Here is a 21,310-nt window from a genome sequence, read left to right on the forward strand (position 1 = left end):
TAATTTCAAATTGATTCTAAGTAGATAACTTACAACAAGTTAAATTCTAGTTAAACCTGAAAATAGCGAATTTTGGGGCTTCACTAAAAATAAAAAAATATGGTATTCCTATTTTTTAAACTGCTATCCAAGTATGCGTACTACTAAATTAAATAGGTTTTTAGGCTTCACTTTTACGTAAAGTAATAACAGTAATTTCGGGTAAAATTCCTACTCTACCAGGATACCCAATAAAACCAAAACCACGGTTTACGTTTATAAATTGCCCCATTTCCTTATAAATTCCGGCCCAATATTTATAACGCCATTTTACAGGACTCCATTTTATAAATCCAGGAATTTCCACACCAAATTGCATTCCGTGGGTGTGGCCACTTAAAGTTAAATGAAAATGGTAATCATCACTAACTACGACATCCTCCCAATGAGAAGGGTCATGGCTCATTAAAATTTTAAAGTCATCTTTGGCAACCCCTTTTTTTGCTTTTTGCAAATCTCCAGCTTTCTTAAAACGACCTCTACCCCAATTTTCAACACCAAGTAGGGCTATTCTTTGTCCATTTTTTTCTAAAAATCTGTTTTCATCTAAAAGCAAATCAAAGCCCATTTTACGTTGCAAACTTTTTAATTCTTTAAGGTTTTGAGCTTTAGCTTCTTTGGTGGGCCATTCTGCATAATCTCCATAATCATGGTTACCTAAAATAGAAAACACGCCATCTTTGGCTCTAAGCTTTGAAAATGTATCTGCCCATGGTCGTAGCTCTTCAGTTCTATCATTTACAATGTCACCAGTAAACAAAATAACATCACTATTTTGTTTGTTTACCAAATCTACACCGTAAGCTACTTTTTCTTTATCATCAAAACTTCCACTGTGAATGTCAGAAATCTGAGTAATTTGATAACCATCAAAAGCATCTGGCAAATCATCAAAGGTTAAATCATATTTAAACACCTGGTAATTATACTTACCCTTATACATTCCGTAAAGAAGTGCCCCAAAAGGTAAAGAAGCTACACCTAGTGCAATGGTGCTTATAAATTTTCTTCTAGAGGGAAAAAATTTAGTGCTCTCTTCTGAAACCCCTGCTACTTTATTGTACCCAAAAACAGATAATCTAAAAACATCTTCGGGAAGTAAAAAAACACTTAAAAAAAGTGCAAATAGTAAAAATGCAAAAAACACACCCCCCGCAAAGGTAATTTGCCCGCGCATAGCTGTGTCTGGGTTTGCAGTAATCACTTTTACAAACAAAAAAGCCCAAGCACCAAAAAATGCAAGTGCGTATGCCCAATGCACCAAAACACTTTTAAACAAGGTTTTAAATGCTTGAAACCCATAAAAGGCAAATGCAAAATAAAATATAGAAAAAATTAGTATTAACCGGGTCATTCAAAAAATTTTTACAAAATTATTGTAAATACTTCTCTAGCAGCCTGTTTTAGATTTATTTAACTGCCTCTACTATTTGACGAATAGTTTCCAAATTGGTTACAGCCACTTTGTTTTCCACTAAATGTTTACTAGAATTCATAGTTATTTTATTCTCCAGCTTTACGGGATAGCCAAAGGAAGTTCCTGACAAATGAATAGCTTTAAATCCTGCTTTTTTAAACTTATTAATATTAGAATAGTTAACTCCGCCACCTGGCATAAGTGTAACCTGTGTTTGTTGCTGCCAATTGGATAAATTCAACAAACCATTTTCAGCACTATTTTTTCCTCCTGAAGACAAAACCGTTTTAACCCCAATTGCTTTCAACTTTTTCAACGCATCAGTGGGCTGAATAACCCAATCAAATGCGCGGTGAAACGTAAAATGCATTTGTCCAGATTTCTCTACTAATTTTTGAGTTGTAGCTAAATCAATCTCATCTGAATTTATTAAGGCTCCAGAAACAATACCATCAACTCCAATTTCATTACAAAAAGAAATATTTCGAAGCATAACCTCTAATTCTAAAGATGAATAGGTAAAATGACCACTTCTGGGTCGAATTAAAACATGAACAGGAATTGATAATTTTTCTCTAACTAATGCTATAGTTCCGAGAGAAGGTGTAATACCGCCAACGCCCAATTCTGAACATAACTCAATACGGTCTGCCCCGGCCTTTTCAGCATTTAATGCAGATTCTAAACTATTTGCGCAGACCTCAACAATCATTTTAATAGCGTTCTATGAATGCAATGTAAGAATTCACATTTTTAAAAAAATTATTTTCATCCTAAAAGTGTAACTTGAAAAATATAAAACCAGCAGCATGAAACGTCGAAAATTTATAAAGAATTCTAGTTTAACAACAGCAGGGATTGCAGCCACTCCGTTTATAGCCTCTTGTAAAAATGATGTAAAACCAATAGAGGCCACTGCGACTGCAACCCAAGTAAAACCAATTGTTGTATGTACATGGGATTTTAAAAATGCATCGGCTAAGGCATGGGAAGTTTTAAGCATTGGAGGCAGTGCTCTTGATGCAGTTGAACAAGGTGTGCGCGTAGAAGAAGCCGATATAACTAATGAAACGGTTGGTAAAGGCGGACGACCAGATAGAGATGGTAATGTTACATTAGACGCCTGTATAATGGATGCAGCTGGCAATTGTGGGTCTGTAGTTTATTTAAAAAATATAGCGCATCCGGTTTCTGTTGCCAGAAAAGTTATGGAAGAAACTCCCCACATAATTCTCGCTGGAGAAGGCGCAGAAAAATTTGCGTACGAACAAGGATTTAAAAAAGAAAATTTACTTACAGAAAGCACAAGAAAACAGTATCAAGAATGGCTAAAAACCTCTGAATACGAAACAATTATTAACATAGAAAACCACGACACCATTGGTATGCTAGCCATAGATGAGAATGGAGATTTATCTGGCGCTTGTACAACTAGTGGTATGGCCTATAAATTTGGTGGTCGTGTTGGAGACTCGCCTATCATTGGAGCCGGTTTATTTGTAGATAATGAAGTTGGTGCTGCAACGGCTACCGGTGTAGGTGAGGAAGTAATACGAACTGTTGGTAGTTTTTTAATTGTAGAATTAATGCGCCAAGGTAAAAGTCCGCAAGAGGCCTGTGAAGAAGGTGTAAAACGTATTATGAAGAAAAACGAAGGGCGAAAAGATTTTCAAATTGGCTTCTTAGCAATAAATAAGAATGGAGAAACCGGTTCATATTGTGTACATCCTGGTTTTACCTATCGTAAATATGATAACAGCGGACATGAGAACATACCTTCTAATAGCTTTTATTCTTAAGGCTATTGCTGTTGGTAACTAAGCTTTCTAAACACCTAAATTGTCTAAGCTTTTCTTTACATTTAGCTTTTAACTTACAACTTTTAATTATCTAAGATGTCTGATCAAAAAAGACTATTTCTTTTAGATGCATACGCATTAATATTTAGAGGATATTACGCCTTAATTAAGAATCCAAGAATTACTTCATCTGGTATGGATACTTCTGCCATTTATGGTTTTATGAATTCACTTTTTGATGTGATTAAGCGTGAACAACCAGATCATTTAGCAGTAGCTTTTGATAAAGGAGGAAGCGTAGAGCGTACAGAAATGTTTGGAGAATATAAAGCTAACAGAGATGAAACACCAGAAGCTATACGAATAGCTGTACCTTATATTCAAGACATCTTAAAGGCTATGAAGATTCCTGTTGTGGAATTAGAAGGGTATGAAGCAGATGATTTAATAGGAACCCTAGCTAAACAGGCCGAAAAAGAAGGCTATAAAACTTTTATGGTTACCCCAGACAAAGATTTTGGGCAATTGGTTTCCGAAAACATTTTTATGTATAGACCTGCCAGAATGGGTAATGGTATTGAGATATGGGGAATTCCTGAAATTCAAAAGCGCTTTGGTGTAAAAAGACCTGAGCAGGTTATAGATTACTTAGGCATGATGGGTGATGCCAGCGACAACATTCCTGGTTTACCTGGGGTTGGTGACAAAACCGCTAAAAAATTCTTAGAACAGTTTGATTCTTTAGAAGGTTTATTAGCCAATACAGACCAGTTAAAAGGTAAAATGAAAGAGAAAGTTGAAGCTAATGCTGAGCTAGGACGATTATCGCGAAAACTGGCCGAAATAAAAACTGACTGCGAGGTAACTTTTGACCCAGAAGACTTTGAAATGTGTGAACCAGATGCTGAAAAGGTTCAAGAAATTTTTGAAAGTTTAGAGTTTAGAAGATTAAAAGAGCAGTTCATTAAAATTTTCTCTGGCGAGGCAGCTACTACAGCTCAAGTTACCAGTACAAAAACGGCTAAAGAAGAAGCTAAGGTTGCTGGCAGTGGGCAGTTCACTTTATTTGGCGGAAATCCGGCAGATGCTGCTGCCACTATAAAAGATGTAAACAGTAGAAAAACCATTGCCGATGTTAGTCACTTGTATCAATTAGTTAAAGAAGGAATGGCAACAGAGTTGTTTATTAAAAACTTAATGAGTCAACCTTCTGTTTGTTTTGATACTGAAACCACAAGTATTAATCCGTTAGAAGCAGAACTAGTTGGTATAGCATTTTCATGGTCTGCTGGCAAAGGTTATTACATGGCATTCCCTGAAGATAAAAGTGAAGCCATGCAACTAATCGAAAAACTTCGCCCGTTTTTTGAAGCTGAGGAAATCGAAAAAATAGGTCAAAATTTGAAGTATGATATTAAGGTGCTTCAAAACTATAACATCAATGTCAAGGGTGAATTATTTGATACCATGTTGGCACATTACCTCATCAATCCAGATATGAGACATAATATGGATGTTCTGGCAGAAACCTATTTAAATTACACTCCAGTTTCCATAACAGAATTGATAGGCAAAAAAGGAAAGAATCAGCTTAGCATGCGCCAAGTTCCTATAGAAAAACAAACAGAATATGCGGTCGAAGATGCCGATATTACCTACCAGTTAGCGCAACATTTTAGACCAGAACTCAAAGAAGCAAACACTACAAAACTTTTTGAAGAAATTGAAGTTCCATTACTAAGAGTTTTGGCAGCCATGGAACAAGAAGGCATTAATCTTGATCAAGAATTTCTCAACAAACTTTCCGTTGAATTAGATACTGATATTAAATCATTGGAAACTAATATTTACGAACAAGCAGGAGAAGAATTTAATATTGGTTCCCCAAAACAATTGGGAGAAATCTTATTTGGAAAAATGAAGTTGGTAGACAAGCCTAAGAAAACCAAAACTGGTCAATTTTCAACTTCTGAAGATGTACTTTCCTATTTAGCTAAAGACCATGAGATAATAAAGAATGTTTTAGATTATCGTGGATTAGCTAAACTCAAAAGCACTTATGTTGATGCGTTGCCAAATGAGGTTCAAAAAGAAACAGGTAGGGTGCATACAGATTATATGCAAACCGTGGCCGCAACTGGTAGATTAAGTAGCAACAACCCCAATCTACAAAACATTCCTATACGTACAGAACGTGGTAGGCAGGTAAGAAAAGCATTTATTCCTAGAGATGAAAACTATGTGCTATTAGCTGCGGATTATTCACAAATTGAATTGCGAATTATTGCTGCTTTAAGTGAAGAAAACACCATGATTTCAGCATTTAAAAATGGAGAAGATATTCATGCATCTACAGCTTCAAAAGTCTTTAATGTACCTATTAATGAAGTTACCCGTGAACAACGTAGTAATGCCAAAACTGTAAACTTTGGAATTATCTATGGGGTTTCTGCTTTTGGTTTAAGCAATCAAACAGATTTATCTAGAACCGAAGCTAAAGAGCTTATAGAGACCTACTACAAAACCTACCCAAAGCTTAGAAACTATATGAGCGACCAAGTAGAATTTGCTCGTGAAAATGGTTATGTACAAACAGTTTTAAGAAGACGTAGATATCTTAAAGACATAAATTCAGGCAACCAAGTAGTGCGCGGAGCTGCAGAACGTAATGCGGTTAATGCACCTATACAAGGTAGTGCTGCTGACATCATAAAAATTGCTATGATTAACATTCACAATAAGTTAACTAAAGGGAATTATAAAACCAAAATGTTATTACAAGTACATGATGAATTGGTTTTTGATTGCCATAAAGACGAGTTGGATGAAATGAAAACATTAATTAAGCACGAAATGGAAAATGCCTATAAAATGGATGTCCCCTTAGATGTAGAAGTTGGTGTAGGACAAAATTGGCTAGAAGCGCATTAAAAAAGAAAAGCACCTTAAAAAGGTGCTTTTTTAGTTCTATTAATTTGCTATTAAAAACTACTAACTAGACGCGGCGTTCTTTTCTGATTTCGCTTGAAAAGATTGGTAAATGGATTGAAAAAGCTTGTCCATTTAAATGAGGGCAAATCAAACCAAATTTTAAATTTCTGAGCTACTTCTTTTTGAACTACCAAGTCATTTTTAATTTTAAAATCTACGCTTGAAAGCTCAGATATTTTTTCAATATCACCGTTAATATACACTGCGTTATTGTTGTCGTTTTCAACATAAAACCGTAGTGTTTGATACACCCCAACAGGTAAGTTAATTTCTTCTAATGTTTTTATAAAAAACCCATTAGACATACCTTTTACTACTAAGATTTCTGGGCTTTCAAATGTTTGAATAGTATGTTCTTTGCCATGTTCATCAATTGCCACAAAGTGCTTTAAATTAAGTTGCAATTGTGCCACATTATTGTTTAAGAGTTTACTATTGGTTAAGGTAATTTCTTTACTATTTTTATCATAGCCATAGTAAACATCTAAGCTAAAAGTTGAAGCTGGCCACGACCAAATTATTGGATATACTTTTCTATTTTTCATAATTACTTAATTCAATAATCCAATGCAAAATTGAAAAAGAATACTATGAAGGATAACTATTGAATTGTCTAATTTATGTGCTAAATTACCTTTATAAGTATCAATTTTACTTTTATTAAGACAATTTAAGATATTGTTGTGTATTCAACAGAAGACATCAATCACTCAAATACAAAATTATAAGTTAATGAGAACAATGGACTATTCATTAAAGCTAATTCATAAGTACCTAGCGGACTCCCCAAAAAGACATCAGAATCCACATTGGCTTGCCTTTGTGCATAATACAGATTAAAAGGGTTTTTTCTTCCGTAGAGATTGTACACGGTAAAAGTCCAATCCCCCACCCATCTTTTCTTTAATTTTTTGCTGTATTTAATTTTCCATGATAAATCTAAACGATGATATGGCCTTAATCTAGCATTATTTCTTTCAATGAAAATAGGCACATCAATATCATCAATACTAAAAATACTATTTGGTGCAGTATAGGGTCTACCTGTCTGATATGTAAAATTAAAGCTCCAAGTATGAAATTTCTCTCCTTCATAATTCATAGTAGCATTTAACACATGTGGTCGGTCAAAATCAGATGGATACCATTGATTATTATTTATTCTATTTACTAGGCTTTCATTTTCTGAACGCATAAAACTTCTAGACCAAGTATAATTAAACCATCCATTAAACCTACCTAGTGGTTTATTTAAGCTAAATTCAATACCGTAAGCTTTACCGTCACCTTGAACTACATCTTGTTCTAAAAATTCTTGTAAAAAGAAATCTGCACCAGGCTTATAGGTTAGATTATTTCTAATTGCCCTATAATAACCTTCAATACCTATTTCAATATTACCATCATCATAACTCTTATAAATTCCTAGTCCATAATTATCACTCTCTTGTGGTCTAACGTATGGGTCTGTTGTTTTCCATCTAGAAGTTGGTAAAGGTGTGGTCGTATTATACACATTCTGTAAATATTGAAAGATTCGTGCATAACTTGCTTTAATTGATGATGTTTCATTAAAGGTATAACTTAAGCCTAACCTCGGCTCAAACCCTCCATAAGAGTTAACTTTTTCACCACTTTCAAAGCTTATTGTGCTCACCTGATTTTCACCTGTTTCATTATAAATAGCTTGTTCAAACGGACCATTAAGTTGAAAATGAGTGTAACGCGCTCCTACAGAAAGTGACAAATTTGAAAACGGTTTAAACTCAGTATTTACAAAACCAGAAATTTCAAAACTATTCTCTGGAGTTAAACTCACAGGATTTATTGAATTACCTAAACCAGGATTTAAAGTTCCTGGAAATATTTTGTAATTATTAATTTGTAATCCTCCATAATAACTAAAATTATCATTTACTTGGTTAGCATATTCTGAAAGTAAGCTTGAATATTTAATATTAGATTCAAATTGCACTTTGTTATCATTACCAACTTCGGGGAATATAGTTTTTGGTTTATAATCGGAGTGAACCAAAACTGTTTTTAAATTAGCCTCATCCGAAAAAGAATGAATCCAACCCAATGTTCCATTAAGAGTTAAAAAATCATATTGATTATTCTCAGCATTGATATTTTCAACTTTAGACACCAAATCAATTTGATAAAAATCTTTACTTAGAAAACCTGTCAAATACAATTGGTCATTTTCTGTTGGTAAGTATAAAAGTTTTAAGGTACTATCATAGAATCTCGCCTTAGTATCCTTTAATCGTTCTGAAAAAATAGGTAGCAAAAAATCTGTAAAACCTACCCTACCACCCACAGAAAGCAGCAATTTTTCTTTTATTAAAGGAGTTTCGACCATGAGTCTACTAGAAACTAATCCTATACCACCAGTAATTCTTGTTTTATCTACATAAGGACTTTTAACCTTTACATCTAAAACTGATGCTACACGACCTCCATATCTAGCCGGAATATTTGCCCTATACAAATCAACGGAAGAAACCATGTCTGGAGTAAATACCGAAAAAAGACCAAATAAATGAGTGGGATTAAAAACAGGTGCATAATCATATAAAATTAAATTTTGGTCTAAAGAACCTCCTCGAATTGAAAGTCCGTTACTAATTTCTCCAGCATTATTAACTCCCGCAAGTAAAGTCATTCCTCTTAAAACATCCAACTCTCCTAGTGCTGCAGGAATTTTTTTAAGTTCCTTGGAACTTAATTGTACTACCCCCATTTGAGGTCTCTCTATACGTTCGGTTACATTACGAGCCGTTAAAACTACTTCCGATAATTCTTCTTCTTGTTCTTTAAGTGAAATCCGAAAGAATTTATTATCATTTAAATCAACTTGAAGTGTTTCTTCTTTGTACCCCAAATAAGAAATAACAATTACATAATTATCAGCATCTAATACCTTTGAGAACTGTCCATTTTTTTTAGTTACACCTCCACAATTACATGGGGTAATGGCCACTTGCGCATCTTGCAGTGGTATTCTTCTAGCTTCATCAAAAACACTAATAATCAAAGTAAATTTTTTACTTTCTTGTGACCAAGAAGTGCCAGATATCACTAGCAATAGTAAAACTACTATTTTATAAAATGTAGGTTTTATACTAAGTACTAATTGTCTTGCCATTCTGGTGGTGCTATTGCGGTTCTATATTTAGATTCTGAGCATAGAGCGCTTATTGTAGGCGGCGGAGGTAAAGGTGACATTAGTGTTGGTTCTATACTTAATGGATAGGTGGTTTCTAATTGATTTTCTTCTATTTCTGTCCTATCCACAAATAAATACCGTTGTGAGGTGGCAACCGCAGTAAATCTACCAAAAACAAAATCTTCATCGTCATTTGGATTGAACATATTACCCAAAAGAGGTGCTGCCGGTGGTGCATTTACCCCTCTATTATTTTCAACCAAGTCTTTAAGTGTTTTATAATACCTATAGGCAGAAGAATTAATGGTATATAAATTAACCTCAACAACCATATCTTGTTTGGTGTATAACAAGGCATTACCAACAATAAAATTTTGAATTTCATTTCCATTCACAAATTCATCTTGTAAAATAGAAACGTTTTCAGGGTATCTAATTCGCCAGCATTGAGATTCACAGGGATAGTCATAATAAGGAGCTAAACCAGCTAAGTTTTGAGGAAGTCGTTGGCATTCTTCATCTCTGTAATACCCTTCAAAACAACGTTCACAAATCTCTAAATTTTCAAATGTTCTAAATGTTAGATAGTAATTATTACCCTCAGAAGGCGGGTCTGTAAAAGTAGCCTGGATACGATGACCAGGCACAAAACTTGGTCCAAAAATAGTTTCTCTAAACTCTAATTCCGGATTGTAATTAACAGAAATTTCGCTAATGGGTACCACTTCTCTAACAGTCTCTACTTTTGATTCATAGGTTTTACCATTTGGCATTAAAATTCTAATTCTATATTGTTCGCCCACGTTTACTGCAAAATCTCTTGGCAACAGATAAGATTCTTTAATTTCATTTAATTCTTGTGTGGCACCAGTGGATACATTTTCCACAGTAACTCTAGCCCCTTGAACAAAGTTTACTCTATATACCCCAAATTCAATAGCAGATTCATTAATTGAAACAAAAGAGGCACCAGGTTCCGTTGAAATAATACCTTCCACAAAAACAAGACCCGGCACTAACTCAAATTCAGGCGGTACGGGTTCTACGCATTGCCAAAATAGAATAGGCAATAAAAATATTAGGAAAGTATTTTTCATTTTTTGATTGGTCAGTAACAAGATAATCAATTAGTTGGTATAGTTTTTTAACAACTCATAAATAAATAGCGCTAAAGCCAAGTCCTAAGCACTAAACTTAACTGAGAATTGTATTTACACTAATAGAAAAATAGTACCTTACCAACATGAAAATTAATGTAACCTTTTTGTGGTTATTTCTTGCACTATCTGGTTTAATGAACTGTTCCAGCGATAATGAAATTGCTGCTGAAGAAGCAACTCCAAATTCTTCTGAAAATACAGAAGAAATCGCAAATCCCAACGGAGAACGTTACATTTCTGAAGTTTTTGATGATTATACGGTGACCACAGATATTGAATTTGCCACGGTAGTTAATGCAGATAATGAAGAAGAAACGTTACGTCTAGATTTTTATGAACCAGAAGGCGACATAGAAACTGCTAGACCATTAATAGTATTTGCACATGGAGGGGGTCTTATAAGAGGTGATAAAGAGGAGGGCGTTTTTTTAGCGCCTTTATTTTGCAAATCGGGGTATACTGTAGCTTCAATAAATTATAGATTAGCCAATTCACAAGCCAATAGCGCTGTAATGCTTACAGGACTAATAGATGCTGTGAATGATATGAAAGCGGCAGTTCGTTTTTTAAAAGAAAGAAAAGATGAATTCAGAATTGATTCAAACCAAATAACTATTGGTGGTACATCTGCTGGTGCCTTTCTAGCATTGCATTACGGCTATGTAGAAAGTGGTCAAGAGCTGGCTGAAATTGCAGGCATGCCAATTTTAACCTACTTCAATGAAAATGGAGGATTAGAAGGTAATTCAGGAAATTCAGGTTCCGCTTTTCCCGTAAAAGCAGTTTTTAATTTTGCTGGAGCTTTAGCAAATTCTTCTTTGTTAGATGAAAATGAAGCGCCTATATTTAGTGCTCACGGCACAGCTGATGATACGGTGCCATATGAAAGAGGTGAAGCTGATGAAAGTGGCATTCAAACTGAAGGTTCCAAACTCATACACGACAGAGCCAATGAAGTGGGTGTAACTAATAAATTAATTACTATACCTAACGGTTCTCATAATGTTGTAGGTGAGTGTAGCAACTGCTTAGAAGAATTACGTGCTTTTTTGTTTGAGCAACAGTAATTACTATTCCAAATAATTATCACCTACTTGGTCTAAAACTTTTAAAAAGGTATCAAAGTCTTCTTTTTGAATATTCTTAACGGCAAGTTTTCTAAGTTCTTTTCCATGAGGTAACACTAAATCAATTACTTCTTGTCCAGATTGGGTTAACTCTAGTTTAAATCGTTTTAAGTCACCTTCAAACCTAGATTTAGTTAACCAGCCTTTTTTCTCTAGCTTTCCTATAACGCGTGAAATAGTAGCTCTATTTCTAAAATTAGATTGTACAATTTCACGTTGAGAAGCTTCATCGCCCAACACATAAACCTGATGTAAAATCACCCATTGTTCTATAGTCATATCTACATCTAAACTTAAAAACAGGCGCAAATAAGCATCTTGTATTTTACGTAGTACTAAGTCTAAATGTAACCCTATCCCCTGTATTTCATCAATTTTATTGAGCATACCAATAACCTAAAATCAACAATGGCTTAATATATCATAATTAACTTAAAATTCGCTTTCGAAAACGTTATCGAAAACAAATATTTATTATTTTTGTTGCATTAGCAACAATTTTAACTAAACTAAGATAATAGCATGAATACTTCCACATTAACTGAGACAAAAGAAGCTCAAGATTTTATGCCCATAAATGGCACTGATTATATTGAGCTTTATGTAGGCAATTCTAAACAAGCAGCTCATTATTACAAGACCGCGTTTGGTTTTCAATCGTATGCTTACGCAGGTTTACGAACCGGCTTAAAAGACCGTGAAAGTTATGTTGTTATTCAAGACAAAATTAGACTTGTTTTAACCACTCCTTTAAAAAGCGGTACTGAAATTGGTAAACATATAGACAAGCATGGAGATGGCGTAAAGGTAGTCGCACTATGGGTAGAAGATGCAACAACGGCTTATAATACCGCAATGGAAAGAGGAGCTAAATCGTATATGGAACCTACCCTAGAAAAAGACAATGATGGAGAAGTGGTACGTGCTGGCATCTACACTTACGGTGAAACGGTGCATATCTTCGTAGAACGCAGAAATTATAATGGTACTTTCTTACCAGGTTTTATAAAATGGGAAACTCCAGATTACAATCCTGCGCCAACAGGATTAAAATTTGTAGACCACATGGTAGGTAATGTAGGTTGGAATAAAATGAACCACTGGGTTGAGTTTTATGAAAACGTAATGGGTTTTAAGAACATTCTTTCATTTGATGACAATGATATTTCCACAGAATACACTGCATTAATGAGTAAAGTAATGAGTAATGGCAACGGTAGAATTAAATTCCCAATTAACGAACCAGCAGAAGGCAAGAAAAAATCACAAGTAGAAGAATACTTAGATTTTTATGAAGGCGAAGGTGTTCAGCACATTGCGGTAGCTACAGATGATATAATAAAAACAGTTCGTGATTTACGCAGTAGAGGTGTAGAGTTTTTACAAGTTCCAAGTACTTATTACGATGTGGTTTCTGACCGTGTTGGAGAGATTGATGAAGATATTGCACCATTACAAGAACTAGGTATTTTAGTTGATAGAGATGATGAAGGGTATTTACTTCAAATATTTACTAAGCCAGTTGAGCCAAGGCCAACTATGTTTTTTGAAATTATTCAGCGTAAAGGAGCTCAGTCTTTTGGAAAAGGAAACTTTAAAGCACTTTTTGAAGCCATTGAGCGTGAGCAAGAACTAAGAGGCACCTTACATTAATAGTACGAGTAAAATAGAGCTAACGATTGAATGAACATAATTCAATTGTTAGCCTTACCTTAATCATTAAAATTTAGCATATGCCTATCTATCATAAATTAGGTACACTACCTCAAAAGCGGCACACACAATTTGAGAAACCAGATGGCGGTTTGTATTATGAGCAGTTATTTGGTACTATTGGTTTTGATGGCATGTCATCTTTATTGTACCATGTACATAGACCCACACAGGTCAAAGAAATTGGCAATCCCATAGACCTAAATCCAAAAATCGCAGTAGCTAAAAATATAGCTTCTCGTAAATTAATAGGTTTTGATATTGCACCAAAAAACGATTTTTTAGAATCTAGAGAACCCTTATTAGTAAATAGTGATGTTCATATTGGCTTAGCAGCACCAAAAAAATCGCTGACCGAATATTTTTATAAGAATTCTGATGCTGATGAAATGCTTTTTATTCACAAAGGCAGTGGAACATTAAAAACTTTTTTAGGGGATATTCCTTTTGAATATGGTGATTACTTAATCATTCCACGTGGAATGATTTATCAAATAGCATTTGATAGCCAAGACAATAGAATTTTGTATGCCGAATCTTTTCAACCAATTTACACGCCAAAACGCTATCGAAATTGGTTTGGACAACTTTTAGAACATTCTCCATTCTGTGAACGTGATTATAAATTACCTCAAAATCTAAAAGCCCATGATGAAAAAGGTGATTTTTTAATCAAAATAAAAAAGCAAGGTATGCTACATAGTTTAACCTATGCTACGCATCCTTTTGATGTTGTAGGTTGGGATGGTTATAATTACCCATATGGATTTTCAATACATAATTTTGAACCCATTACAGGTCGGGTACACCAACCACCACCAGTACATCAAACTTTTGAAACTAGTGCTTTCGTTATTTGTTCGTTTTGTCCAAGATTGTACGATTACCATCCAAAAGCAATACCGGCACCTTACAATCATTCTAATATTGATTCAGACGAGGTATTGTATTACGTAGACGGAGATTTTATGAGCAGAACGGGTATTGGTCCTGGTTATATTTCTTTACACCCAGCTGGTATTCCTCATGGTCCACATCCTGGAACCTACGAGGCCAGCATTGGTAAAAAAGGTACCGAAGAATTAGCCGTTATGATTGACACTTTTAAACCTTTAATGGTAACAGAAAATGCACTGAAAATTGATGACGGTAAATATTATAAATCTTGGGTAGAATAGAAAGTAACTAAATCATTTCCCCTTATCAATAAGTACTGAAATCAAATTAAAAATTTAAAGATTCTTGCCTACGCAGGAATAGTAAAATCTTATAAATGATAATAAACGTACCAGAAAATTCAGATTTCTCAATACATAATATTCCTTTTGGAATTTTTTCAACAAAAAACAGAAGCAAACGTGCAGGTGTTGCCATTGGAGAACACATTTTAGACCTCGCCGAAGTGCATAAATTAGGTGTTTTTAATTTTGAAGCTGAAGTTTTAAATAGGGCTGATTTAAATGATTTTATTGCACTAGGTAAAAGTGTAACCTCAGAGGTTAGAACCAACATTCAACATTGGCTACAAGATGATAATTCACCCTTAGCAAACAAATCTGAGCTTTTTGTAAAACAAGCAGAAGCACAAATGCATTTGCCTGTATGCATTGGCGATTATACCGACTTTTATTCTAGCATTGAACACGCCACTAATGTTGGTAAAATGTTTAGAGATCCAGAAAACGCTTTATTACCCAACTGGAAACACATTCCTGTGGGTTATCATGGCAGGGCTAGTTCAATTGTAGTAAGCGGCAAAGCCATACATAGACCTAAAGGCCAAACGCTACCTAAAAACAGCTCAGAACCTGTTTTTGGACCTTCTCAACGGCTAGATTTTGAATTAGAGATGGGGTTCGTAGTGGGTAAAAATACCAACATGGGCGATACTATTTCAACTAATCAAGCTAATGACTATATTTTTGGTTTGGTACTTTTTAATGACTGGTCTGCAAGAGATATTCAAAAATGGGAGTATGTACCCTTAGGCCCATTTTTAGCCAAAAACTTTGCCTCTTCAATTTCACCTTGGATTGTAACCTTAGATGCTTTAGAACCTTTTAAAGTAGCTGGGCCAAAACAAGAACCCAAAGTACTACCCTATTTAGCATACGAAGGAGAAAAAAACTACGATATAAATCTAGAGGTTGCTATCAACGACACTAAAGTTTGCCAATCAAATTTTAAATACATGTATTGGAATATGGCCCAACAACTTGCGCACCATACGGTAAATGGTTGTAATGTACATATTGGAGATATGATGGCCTCTGGCACTATTTCTGGTAAGAATGAAAATAGCTACGGCTCTATGTTAGAATTGGCTTGGATGGGCACCAAACCCGTACAACTTAATGATGGCACCGAACGCAAATTTATTAATGACGGAGATACCGTTACCATGACAGGTTACGCTGAAAAAGACGGAAAACGAGTTGGGTTCGGAGAAGTATCAACGAAAGTACTACCCGCAAAATAAAATTTGTAATGACAAAAAGTATTGACCCTTCTGCAATATCTCAACCAGAACTACATAGTATTTTATTAACAGCGGTTGCACCAAGACCTATTTGTTTTGCAAGTACTGTAGATAAAAATGGTAACGTTAATTTGAGCCCGTATAGCTTTTTCAATGTTTTTAGCTCCGCACCTCCGGTAATGATATTTTCACCTTCGCGCAGCGGTAGAGATGGTTCTTTTAAGCACACCTATCTTAACATCAAAGAAGTTCCAGAGGTAGTAATCAACGTGGTTAATTATGCTATGGTAGAACAAATGTCATTATCTAGCACTGCTTATGATAAAGGTATAAACGAATTTGAGAAAGCTGGATTTACAGAAGTTCCATCAGAATTGATAAAACCACCAAGGGTAAAAGAATCACCTGTTTCTTTTGAATGCTCAGTCTCTCAAGTTATAGAATTGGCTGACACGCCAGGCGCGGGTAATCTTATTATTACCAAAGTAGAGCGAATTCATATTAACGAGACTTATTTTACAGATGGCGTATTAGACACCAAAAAACTCGATTTGGTGGGCAGAATGGGTGGTAGTTGGTATGTAAAAGCCAATAATGAAGCACTTTTTGAAATTCCTAAACCCCTACGCACCAAAGGTATTGGCGTTGACGCGCTACCCAAAGGCATAAGAGAAAGTGAAATCTTAACTGGTAATAATTTAGGTAGGCTGGGTAATATTGAAGCCTTGCCTTCTACAGAAACCATTGCTGAAATAGCAGCACTTTTGCCATATAAAGACATAACATCAAAACAAGAGCTTCACAAAATTGCTCAAGAAATCTTGCTAAAAGGTGATACTAAAACAGCTTTAGCTTTATTAATACATGCTGAAACAAAAAACTAATGAACCAAGATATTACATCTAGCTTCAAATCTTTTTTACAACCCAAAGAGGTTTACAAAGGCGGTAAGAATATTCCAGCAAGCACTCAAAAAATATATAAGTTATCTTCCAATGAAAATCCGTTAGGAGCTTCACCCAAAGCCATTGAAGCAGCAAAAGCTGTTATTGATACTATTAATTTGTATCCTGACCAAACTGACATAAGACTAAGAGAGGCATTGGTTAAAGATTTCAATAATGAATTAGCAGCAGACCAATTTATCACAGGAAATAGCGGCTCGGAGGTTATAGACATGCTTCTTAGAGCTTTTATAAACGAAGGCGATGAAGTTATTTTCTCGAACCCTTGTTTTTTACCTTATGCTGTTTTCTCTAGATGGTATGGCGCTAAGCAAATAGATATTCCTTTATTAGCCCCAAATTATGATTTAGACGTTGAAGGAATTTTAAATGCAATCACCAAAAAAACAAAAGTAATATTCTTAACTACTCCAAATAACCCTACGGGTACGTACATTCCTAAACCTGTTTTAGATGACTTTTTTAATCGCGTTCCAAAAAGAATTTTAGTCGTAATTGATGAAGTATACCGTCATTTTGCAGATGCTAAAGATTACGTAAGTGCACTACATTACGTTAAACAAGATTACAGTGTATTAGGTTTGAATAGCTTTTCAAAAACATATGGTTTAGCTGGCTTACGCATTGGTTACGGTTATACCACTGCCACTATAGCCAATTACTTACGCTTAATTCACAAGCCTTTTTTAATGCCTATAACTTCTATCGAAGCCGCAATAGGTGCATTAAATGACACTATTTTTATTGAAAATACCGTAAAAACTGTTTTGGAAGGAAGAGCCTATTTAGCAGCATCTTTTAATGAATTGGGTATAACGTATTGGCCTACACAAGCTAACTTTTTTATTATTAATCCTCCATTACCAGAAATGGAATTTACAAATAAGCTTATGGAAAAGGGTATTATGGTTAGACCCGTTTCTCAATTTGGGGCTCCAGGAAAGGTTAGAATTACTATTGGTACTAAAGAAGCTAATCGAGCTCTGGTTAAAGCGCTAAAAGAAATTTAAGCTTATCTTTTTTCCAATACTAAAGTTACAGGACCAAAATCAGGGTCCACTTGAGAAACCGTAAGCATATCACCTTCTAAAACTACGTCTGCCGTAGATGGTTCATCCTCTTCAGAATCTAGTGTCAATGAATTATTTACAAAAACGTAGGTACCATTTTCTGTTAACATACCATCACAGTCTGCCACAATATCACTTAAACTGGAACCCGTAAAAACAATATCAGAAGATGTTGCTGTATAACTTCCGTCTGCTTCAAAAGTAATTGAAGATGTAAAGCAAGGTAGTTCTTCAAATACATCTGAAGAACTATTTCCATCTCCATTTAAATCAAATGCTGTTGTAGTTTGTAATGATGTTGCGTCCCATGTTCCTACTAAATTAGGCTCATTATCTATTTCTTCGCCTTCATCATCTGAGCTTGATGAACAAGCACCAACTAATAGCATTAAGAGAGGTAGTATCCAAAAGTTTTTCATTTCCGCTAATTTTTGATTAAAGAAACAAAAAAAGAGAATTAAAATACCAGTATGAGGTTGTTTCTAGAAAACAAATCGATAAGTTGCTTTTACAAGAAAGATGTTTTGAGGCTTTTGGCCAAAAATATTATCGTTTAAACTGGTAAACAAACCGGCTGTTGGGTCGGCAGATTGCGACACATCTTGTGACCAAACCAAGAATATTTCAGAGCCCGGAATATATTCCCAGCGAACCACAAGATTTGACCTAAACTGCACAAAATTAAAATCTGGATTCCCAAAAGTAAAATCCACATTACCATCTAAATTTTCGTCTACTGAATACGTACCATCTGTTAAATTGATTTGATTGCCCTCATAGGATTCAAAACGATTTTCAAATTGTTTAGCAACAGGATCAGTGATACTTTTAAAATTAGCGTATCGTCCTCTAGAAATAAATGGTTGTCCCCAATACTGTACAGTAAGATTAGGATTTATGGTATAGTTTAAACGAAAAGACATGCTTAATGTGCGTTGTTCAATTTCACCATTTAAATACACTGGATTACCGTCGACCAGTAAATTATCAACGAATTGAAGCTTATCATTATTAGTATTATAAGAAGGATAAGCAGAAATACGAAGCTCGTTAAATGGCTGATACGTAAAACCAGCTTCAATGTAATAGGTTCTTATAGAATTATCTATAGCCTTTCTACCATTATGAAAAACATTAAAGCGAATCTTTTTTCTATTATCTGTATTAATACCATTCCAGAAACTAATCCATGGAGAACTTCGTAATCTTGGTCCACCTCTTAAAGCAAAATTTGAGTATTGTATTGGGGCATAATTAAACCCAAAGTTGGTAAACCAGTTATTTTTCCAATTCTGCCAACTGTTTGTATTCAATTGTAAGTAATTATGATTTCCACCAAAATCCCATGCAGACCAATGGTTATAATTTATACCAATTCTTCTAAAAGTACTATCGGGCTTTAAAGTTCTATACCCAGCCCAGGTATAATGTCTTATATCATCTGACTGTCTTTGAAAACCAATATCATTTAACTCCAATTCTGGCGAACGCCATGTACCACCAGATTCAAACATAAAGTGACCATCACCTACTTTTCCAATTTGAAGGTTACCACCTGTACCTGTCATGGAAGTTCTATTTGGGTCAACCTCTAAATAATCTGCACCTTCTCTTTGAAACAAATGGGTTATAGATTCTTGTGTACGCTGTATGGCCTCTTCTGAGCCTTTTACATGGCTCCAATTAATATTACCACCAACGTACCAATCTCTATTATTCCATTGGTGTTTAAAATCGAACCCACCAGAGTATGCTGAACGATGTAAAAAACTTAATTGCTCAGTTAAAGCGTCACGATTCACCGCAGTAACCATACCCCCAATATAGGAATTACGGTCATTAAAATCTTTTTGCAAACGACCAACAAAATAATTGGTAAGCGGCTCTACTTGTTCACTACGTTCATTACCCTGATTATCCCTAATATCAGCAAATCTTCTTGCGGTAACACTTTCTAATACACCAATAGCCCAACCATTTTTGGTTTTACCACTAAACTTGGCAGCACCTATAATTGGGGTGTTTTCTGGTTGATTAACAAATTCGTTATCAGCAACAGAAGGAAAACCGCTAGGATTTCGCCCTATTCTACGCGAGTAAAAAATATTATCAGACCCAAAGGTATTTCCTGCTTCAGATTGGGACAAAGTAAAATCAAAAATGTTTTTATTTTCAACAAAAAACGGTCGCTGCTCTCTAAAAAATATTTGAAATCCATCTAGGGCAATGGCTGACGGGTCAGCCTCAACTTGGCCAAAATCAGGATTAACCGTTAAATCTAGAGTTAAATCATTTGTAATTCCAATTTTTGCATCTAAGCCTACTGTAATATCAGTATCATTTCCATCCCTAAACGGATTACCATCTTCGGCCTCGTAGGTAACACCTTTAGCCACCGTATAGGGTTGAATTTCTAACTGTTTTTGAGGTTCAATATTTTTTAAACCATGAAGTTCACCAAACTCACTTACCCAACCAGGTTGATCTACCGGTTTACGTTGCCATAAAGAACGTTCTTCTTCTCTAAAAAATCTTCGTGTAGATTGTAAACCCCACACTTGTTCTTCGGCATCTCCAAATTTTAATTGTGAAAGGGGTATTCTAAGTTCAGCTGTCCAACCTTTATCATCAAGATTGGTTTTGGTATACCAAATGGGATTCCAACTAGAATCCCAATTATTACCATTATCAGAAACAAATTCATCACCCTTTACCCCAGCTGCTGTTACCGTAAAAGAGAAAGCTGTTCGTTTATCAAAATAGCTATCAATATTAAATTCAACCCAATCACCATCAAAACCATCTCTACGAGATAATCTACGAACAATTTTATCTGGTTCCGTATCAAAACATCGTACACCTATATATAAGTTCTTATCATCATACACAATTTTAAATCTGGTTTGATGCGTAGGTGGTGTATTTTCGTCTGGTTGATTTTCAATATAATCACCAGCCCATTCTACAAGATTCCAAGCTGGGTCATCTAACTTACCGTCTATAATGGGTATAATATCATCAATAGGGTTAGTCACATAAATTTTTTTAGTGACTTCTTCCTCAATATTTTCTTCTGTTGTTGTAATATGTTTTGGTTCCACACTATCTTGTGCAAAACTTAAATAAGAAAAGAGAAGTATAAATAGAAAGTTTGGCAGTGTTTTAAACATTACTGTTCGTTTTTTGATTGATTGTTAATTGATGAGTTGTTTGAAAGACGATAGTTAATTTTAATAGTTACAGTTTAGTAGATCAAAGCCATCTTTTTAACAATACATTAACAGTAATACCTAGTTGCAGAAAATCAATTTAAATCGAATTAAAAATAAAATAAACAACCATTTGTAATTCAATTGAATAATTGTACATTTGCACCCC

16 protein-coding genes are annotated in these 21,310 nt (G+C 34.8%); 8 read left to right on the forward strand and 8 right to left on the reverse strand.

Annotated elements, in window-relative coordinates:
• Positions 1–160: 160 nt before the first annotated feature.
• Both H5V42_RS11300 and H5V42_RS11305 read right to left on the reverse strand, forming a co-directional pair.
• Positions 161–1,393, reverse strand: a complete 1,233-nt coding sequence (locus tag H5V42_RS11300) for a metallophosphoesterase (protein WP_185783275.1) — start codon at positions 1,391–1,393, stop codon at positions 161–163.
• 55 nt (positions 1,394–1,448) lie between these two features.
• Positions 1,449–2,168, reverse strand: a complete 720-nt coding sequence (locus H5V42_RS11305) for a copper homeostasis protein CutC (protein ID WP_185783276.1) — start codon at positions 2,166–2,168, stop codon at positions 1,449–1,451.
• A 97-nt stretch (positions 2,169–2,265) separates the two neighbouring features.
• On the opposite strand from H5V42_RS11305, the gene H5V42_RS11310 reads away from it, so the two are divergent.
• Positions 2,266–3,255: an isoaspartyl peptidase/L-asparaginase family protein gene (locus H5V42_RS11310; RefSeq protein WP_185783277.1), complete on the forward strand. Its 990-nt coding sequence runs from the start codon at positions 2,266–2,268 to the stop codon at positions 3,253–3,255.
• Positions 3,256–3,351: 96 nt separating this feature from the next.
• Positions 3,352–6,186 carry a DNA polymerase I gene (gene polA, locus H5V42_RS11315; RefSeq protein ID WP_185783278.1) on the forward strand — a complete coding sequence of 945 codons (2,835 nt, stop codon included), beginning with the start codon at positions 3,352–3,354 and terminating at the stop codon, positions 6,184–6,186.
• A 50-nt stretch (positions 6,187–6,236) separates the two neighbouring features.
• Here the strand turns inward: polA and H5V42_RS11320 are convergent, their stop codons facing one another.
• The 3 genes from H5V42_RS11320 to H5V42_RS11330 form a co-directional block, all read right to left on the reverse strand.
• Positions 6,237–6,791 (reverse strand): hypothetical protein, encoded by a 555-nt coding sequence (locus tag H5V42_RS11320; protein WP_185783279.1) that lies wholly within the window; start codon positions 6,789–6,791, stop codon positions 6,237–6,239.
• A 161-nt stretch (positions 6,792–6,952) separates the two neighbouring features.
• Positions 6,953–9,397 carry a TonB-dependent receptor gene (locus H5V42_RS11325; protein ID WP_185783280.1) on the reverse strand — a complete coding sequence of 815 codons (2,445 nt, stop codon included), beginning with the start codon at positions 9,395–9,397 and terminating at the stop codon, positions 6,953–6,955.
• A complete protein-coding gene (locus H5V42_RS11330) occupies positions 9,382–10,515 on the reverse strand; it encodes a DUF4249 domain-containing protein (RefSeq protein WP_185783281.1) in 1,134 nt (377 codons plus the stop codon). Before H5V42_RS11330 ends, H5V42_RS11325 begins: the two co-directional genes overlap by 16 nt.
• A gap of 146 nt (positions 10,516–10,661) precedes the next feature.
• On the opposite strand from H5V42_RS11330, the gene H5V42_RS11335 reads away from it, so the two are divergent.
• On the forward strand, positions 10,662–11,645 hold the full coding sequence (locus tag H5V42_RS11335; protein ID WP_185783282.1) for an alpha/beta hydrolase: 984 nt from the start codon (positions 10,662–10,664) through the stop codon (positions 11,643–11,645).
• A 3-nt stretch (positions 11,646–11,648) separates the two neighbouring features.
• Here H5V42_RS11335 and H5V42_RS11340 read toward each other — a convergent pair whose 3' ends face one another.
• On the reverse strand, positions 11,649–12,092 hold the full coding sequence (locus H5V42_RS11340; RefSeq protein WP_185783283.1) for a MarR family winged helix-turn-helix transcriptional regulator: 444 nt from the start codon (positions 12,090–12,092) through the stop codon (positions 11,649–11,651).
• A gap of 135 nt (positions 12,093–12,227) precedes the next feature.
• On the opposite strand from H5V42_RS11340, the gene hppD reads away from it, so the two are divergent.
• The 5 genes from hppD (at position 12,228) to hisC (ending at position 17,872) form a co-directional block, all read left to right on the forward strand.
• Positions 12,228–13,358: a 4-hydroxyphenylpyruvate dioxygenase gene (gene hppD / locus H5V42_RS11345; protein WP_185783284.1), complete on the forward strand. Its 1,131-nt coding sequence runs from the start codon at positions 12,228–12,230 to the stop codon at positions 13,356–13,358.
• Positions 13,359–13,438: 80 nt separating this feature from the next.
• Positions 13,439–14,596: a homogentisate 1,2-dioxygenase gene (locus tag H5V42_RS11350; RefSeq protein WP_185783285.1), complete on the forward strand. Its 1,158-nt coding sequence runs from the start codon at positions 13,439–13,441 to the stop codon at positions 14,594–14,596.
• A gap of 95 nt (positions 14,597–14,691) precedes the next feature.
• The gene (gene fahA, locus H5V42_RS11355) at positions 14,692–15,897 is read left to right on the forward strand and encodes a fumarylacetoacetase (protein ID WP_185783286.1); all 1,206 of its coding nucleotides are present in this window, start codon (positions 14,692–14,694) and stop codon (positions 15,895–15,897) included.
• An 8-nt stretch (positions 15,898–15,905) separates the two neighbouring features.
• Positions 15,906–16,781, forward strand: a complete 876-nt coding sequence (locus tag H5V42_RS11360; RefSeq protein ID WP_185783287.1) for a flavin reductase — start codon at positions 15,906–15,908, stop codon at positions 16,779–16,781.
• Positions 16,781–17,872, forward strand: coding sequence for a histidinol-phosphate transaminase (hisC, locus tag H5V42_RS11365; RefSeq protein WP_185783288.1), 1,092 nt, complete (start codon positions 16,781–16,783; stop codon positions 17,870–17,872). Before H5V42_RS11360 ends, hisC begins: the two co-directional genes overlap by 1 nt.
• 2 nt (positions 17,873–17,874) lie before the next feature.
• On the opposite strand, the gene H5V42_RS11370 is transcribed toward hisC, so the two are convergent.
• Both H5V42_RS11370 and H5V42_RS11375 read right to left on the reverse strand, forming a co-directional pair.
• Positions 17,875–18,351 carry a DUF5004 domain-containing protein gene (locus tag H5V42_RS11370; RefSeq protein WP_185783289.1) on the reverse strand — a complete coding sequence of 159 codons (477 nt, stop codon included), beginning with the start codon at positions 18,349–18,351 and terminating at the stop codon, positions 17,875–17,877.
• 63 nt (positions 18,352–18,414) lie between these two features.
• The gene (locus H5V42_RS11375) at positions 18,415–21,102 is read right to left on the reverse strand and encodes a DUF5916 domain-containing protein (RefSeq protein WP_185783290.1); all 2,688 of its coding nucleotides are present in this window, start codon (positions 21,100–21,102) and stop codon (positions 18,415–18,417) included.
• Between the last annotated feature and the right edge of the window lie 208 nt (positions 21,103–21,310).

The organism is Croceivirga lutea (assembly GCF_014235875.1).
Taxonomy (GTDB): domain Bacteria; phylum Bacteroidota; class Bacteroidia; order Flavobacteriales; family Flavobacteriaceae; genus Croceivirga; species Croceivirga lutea.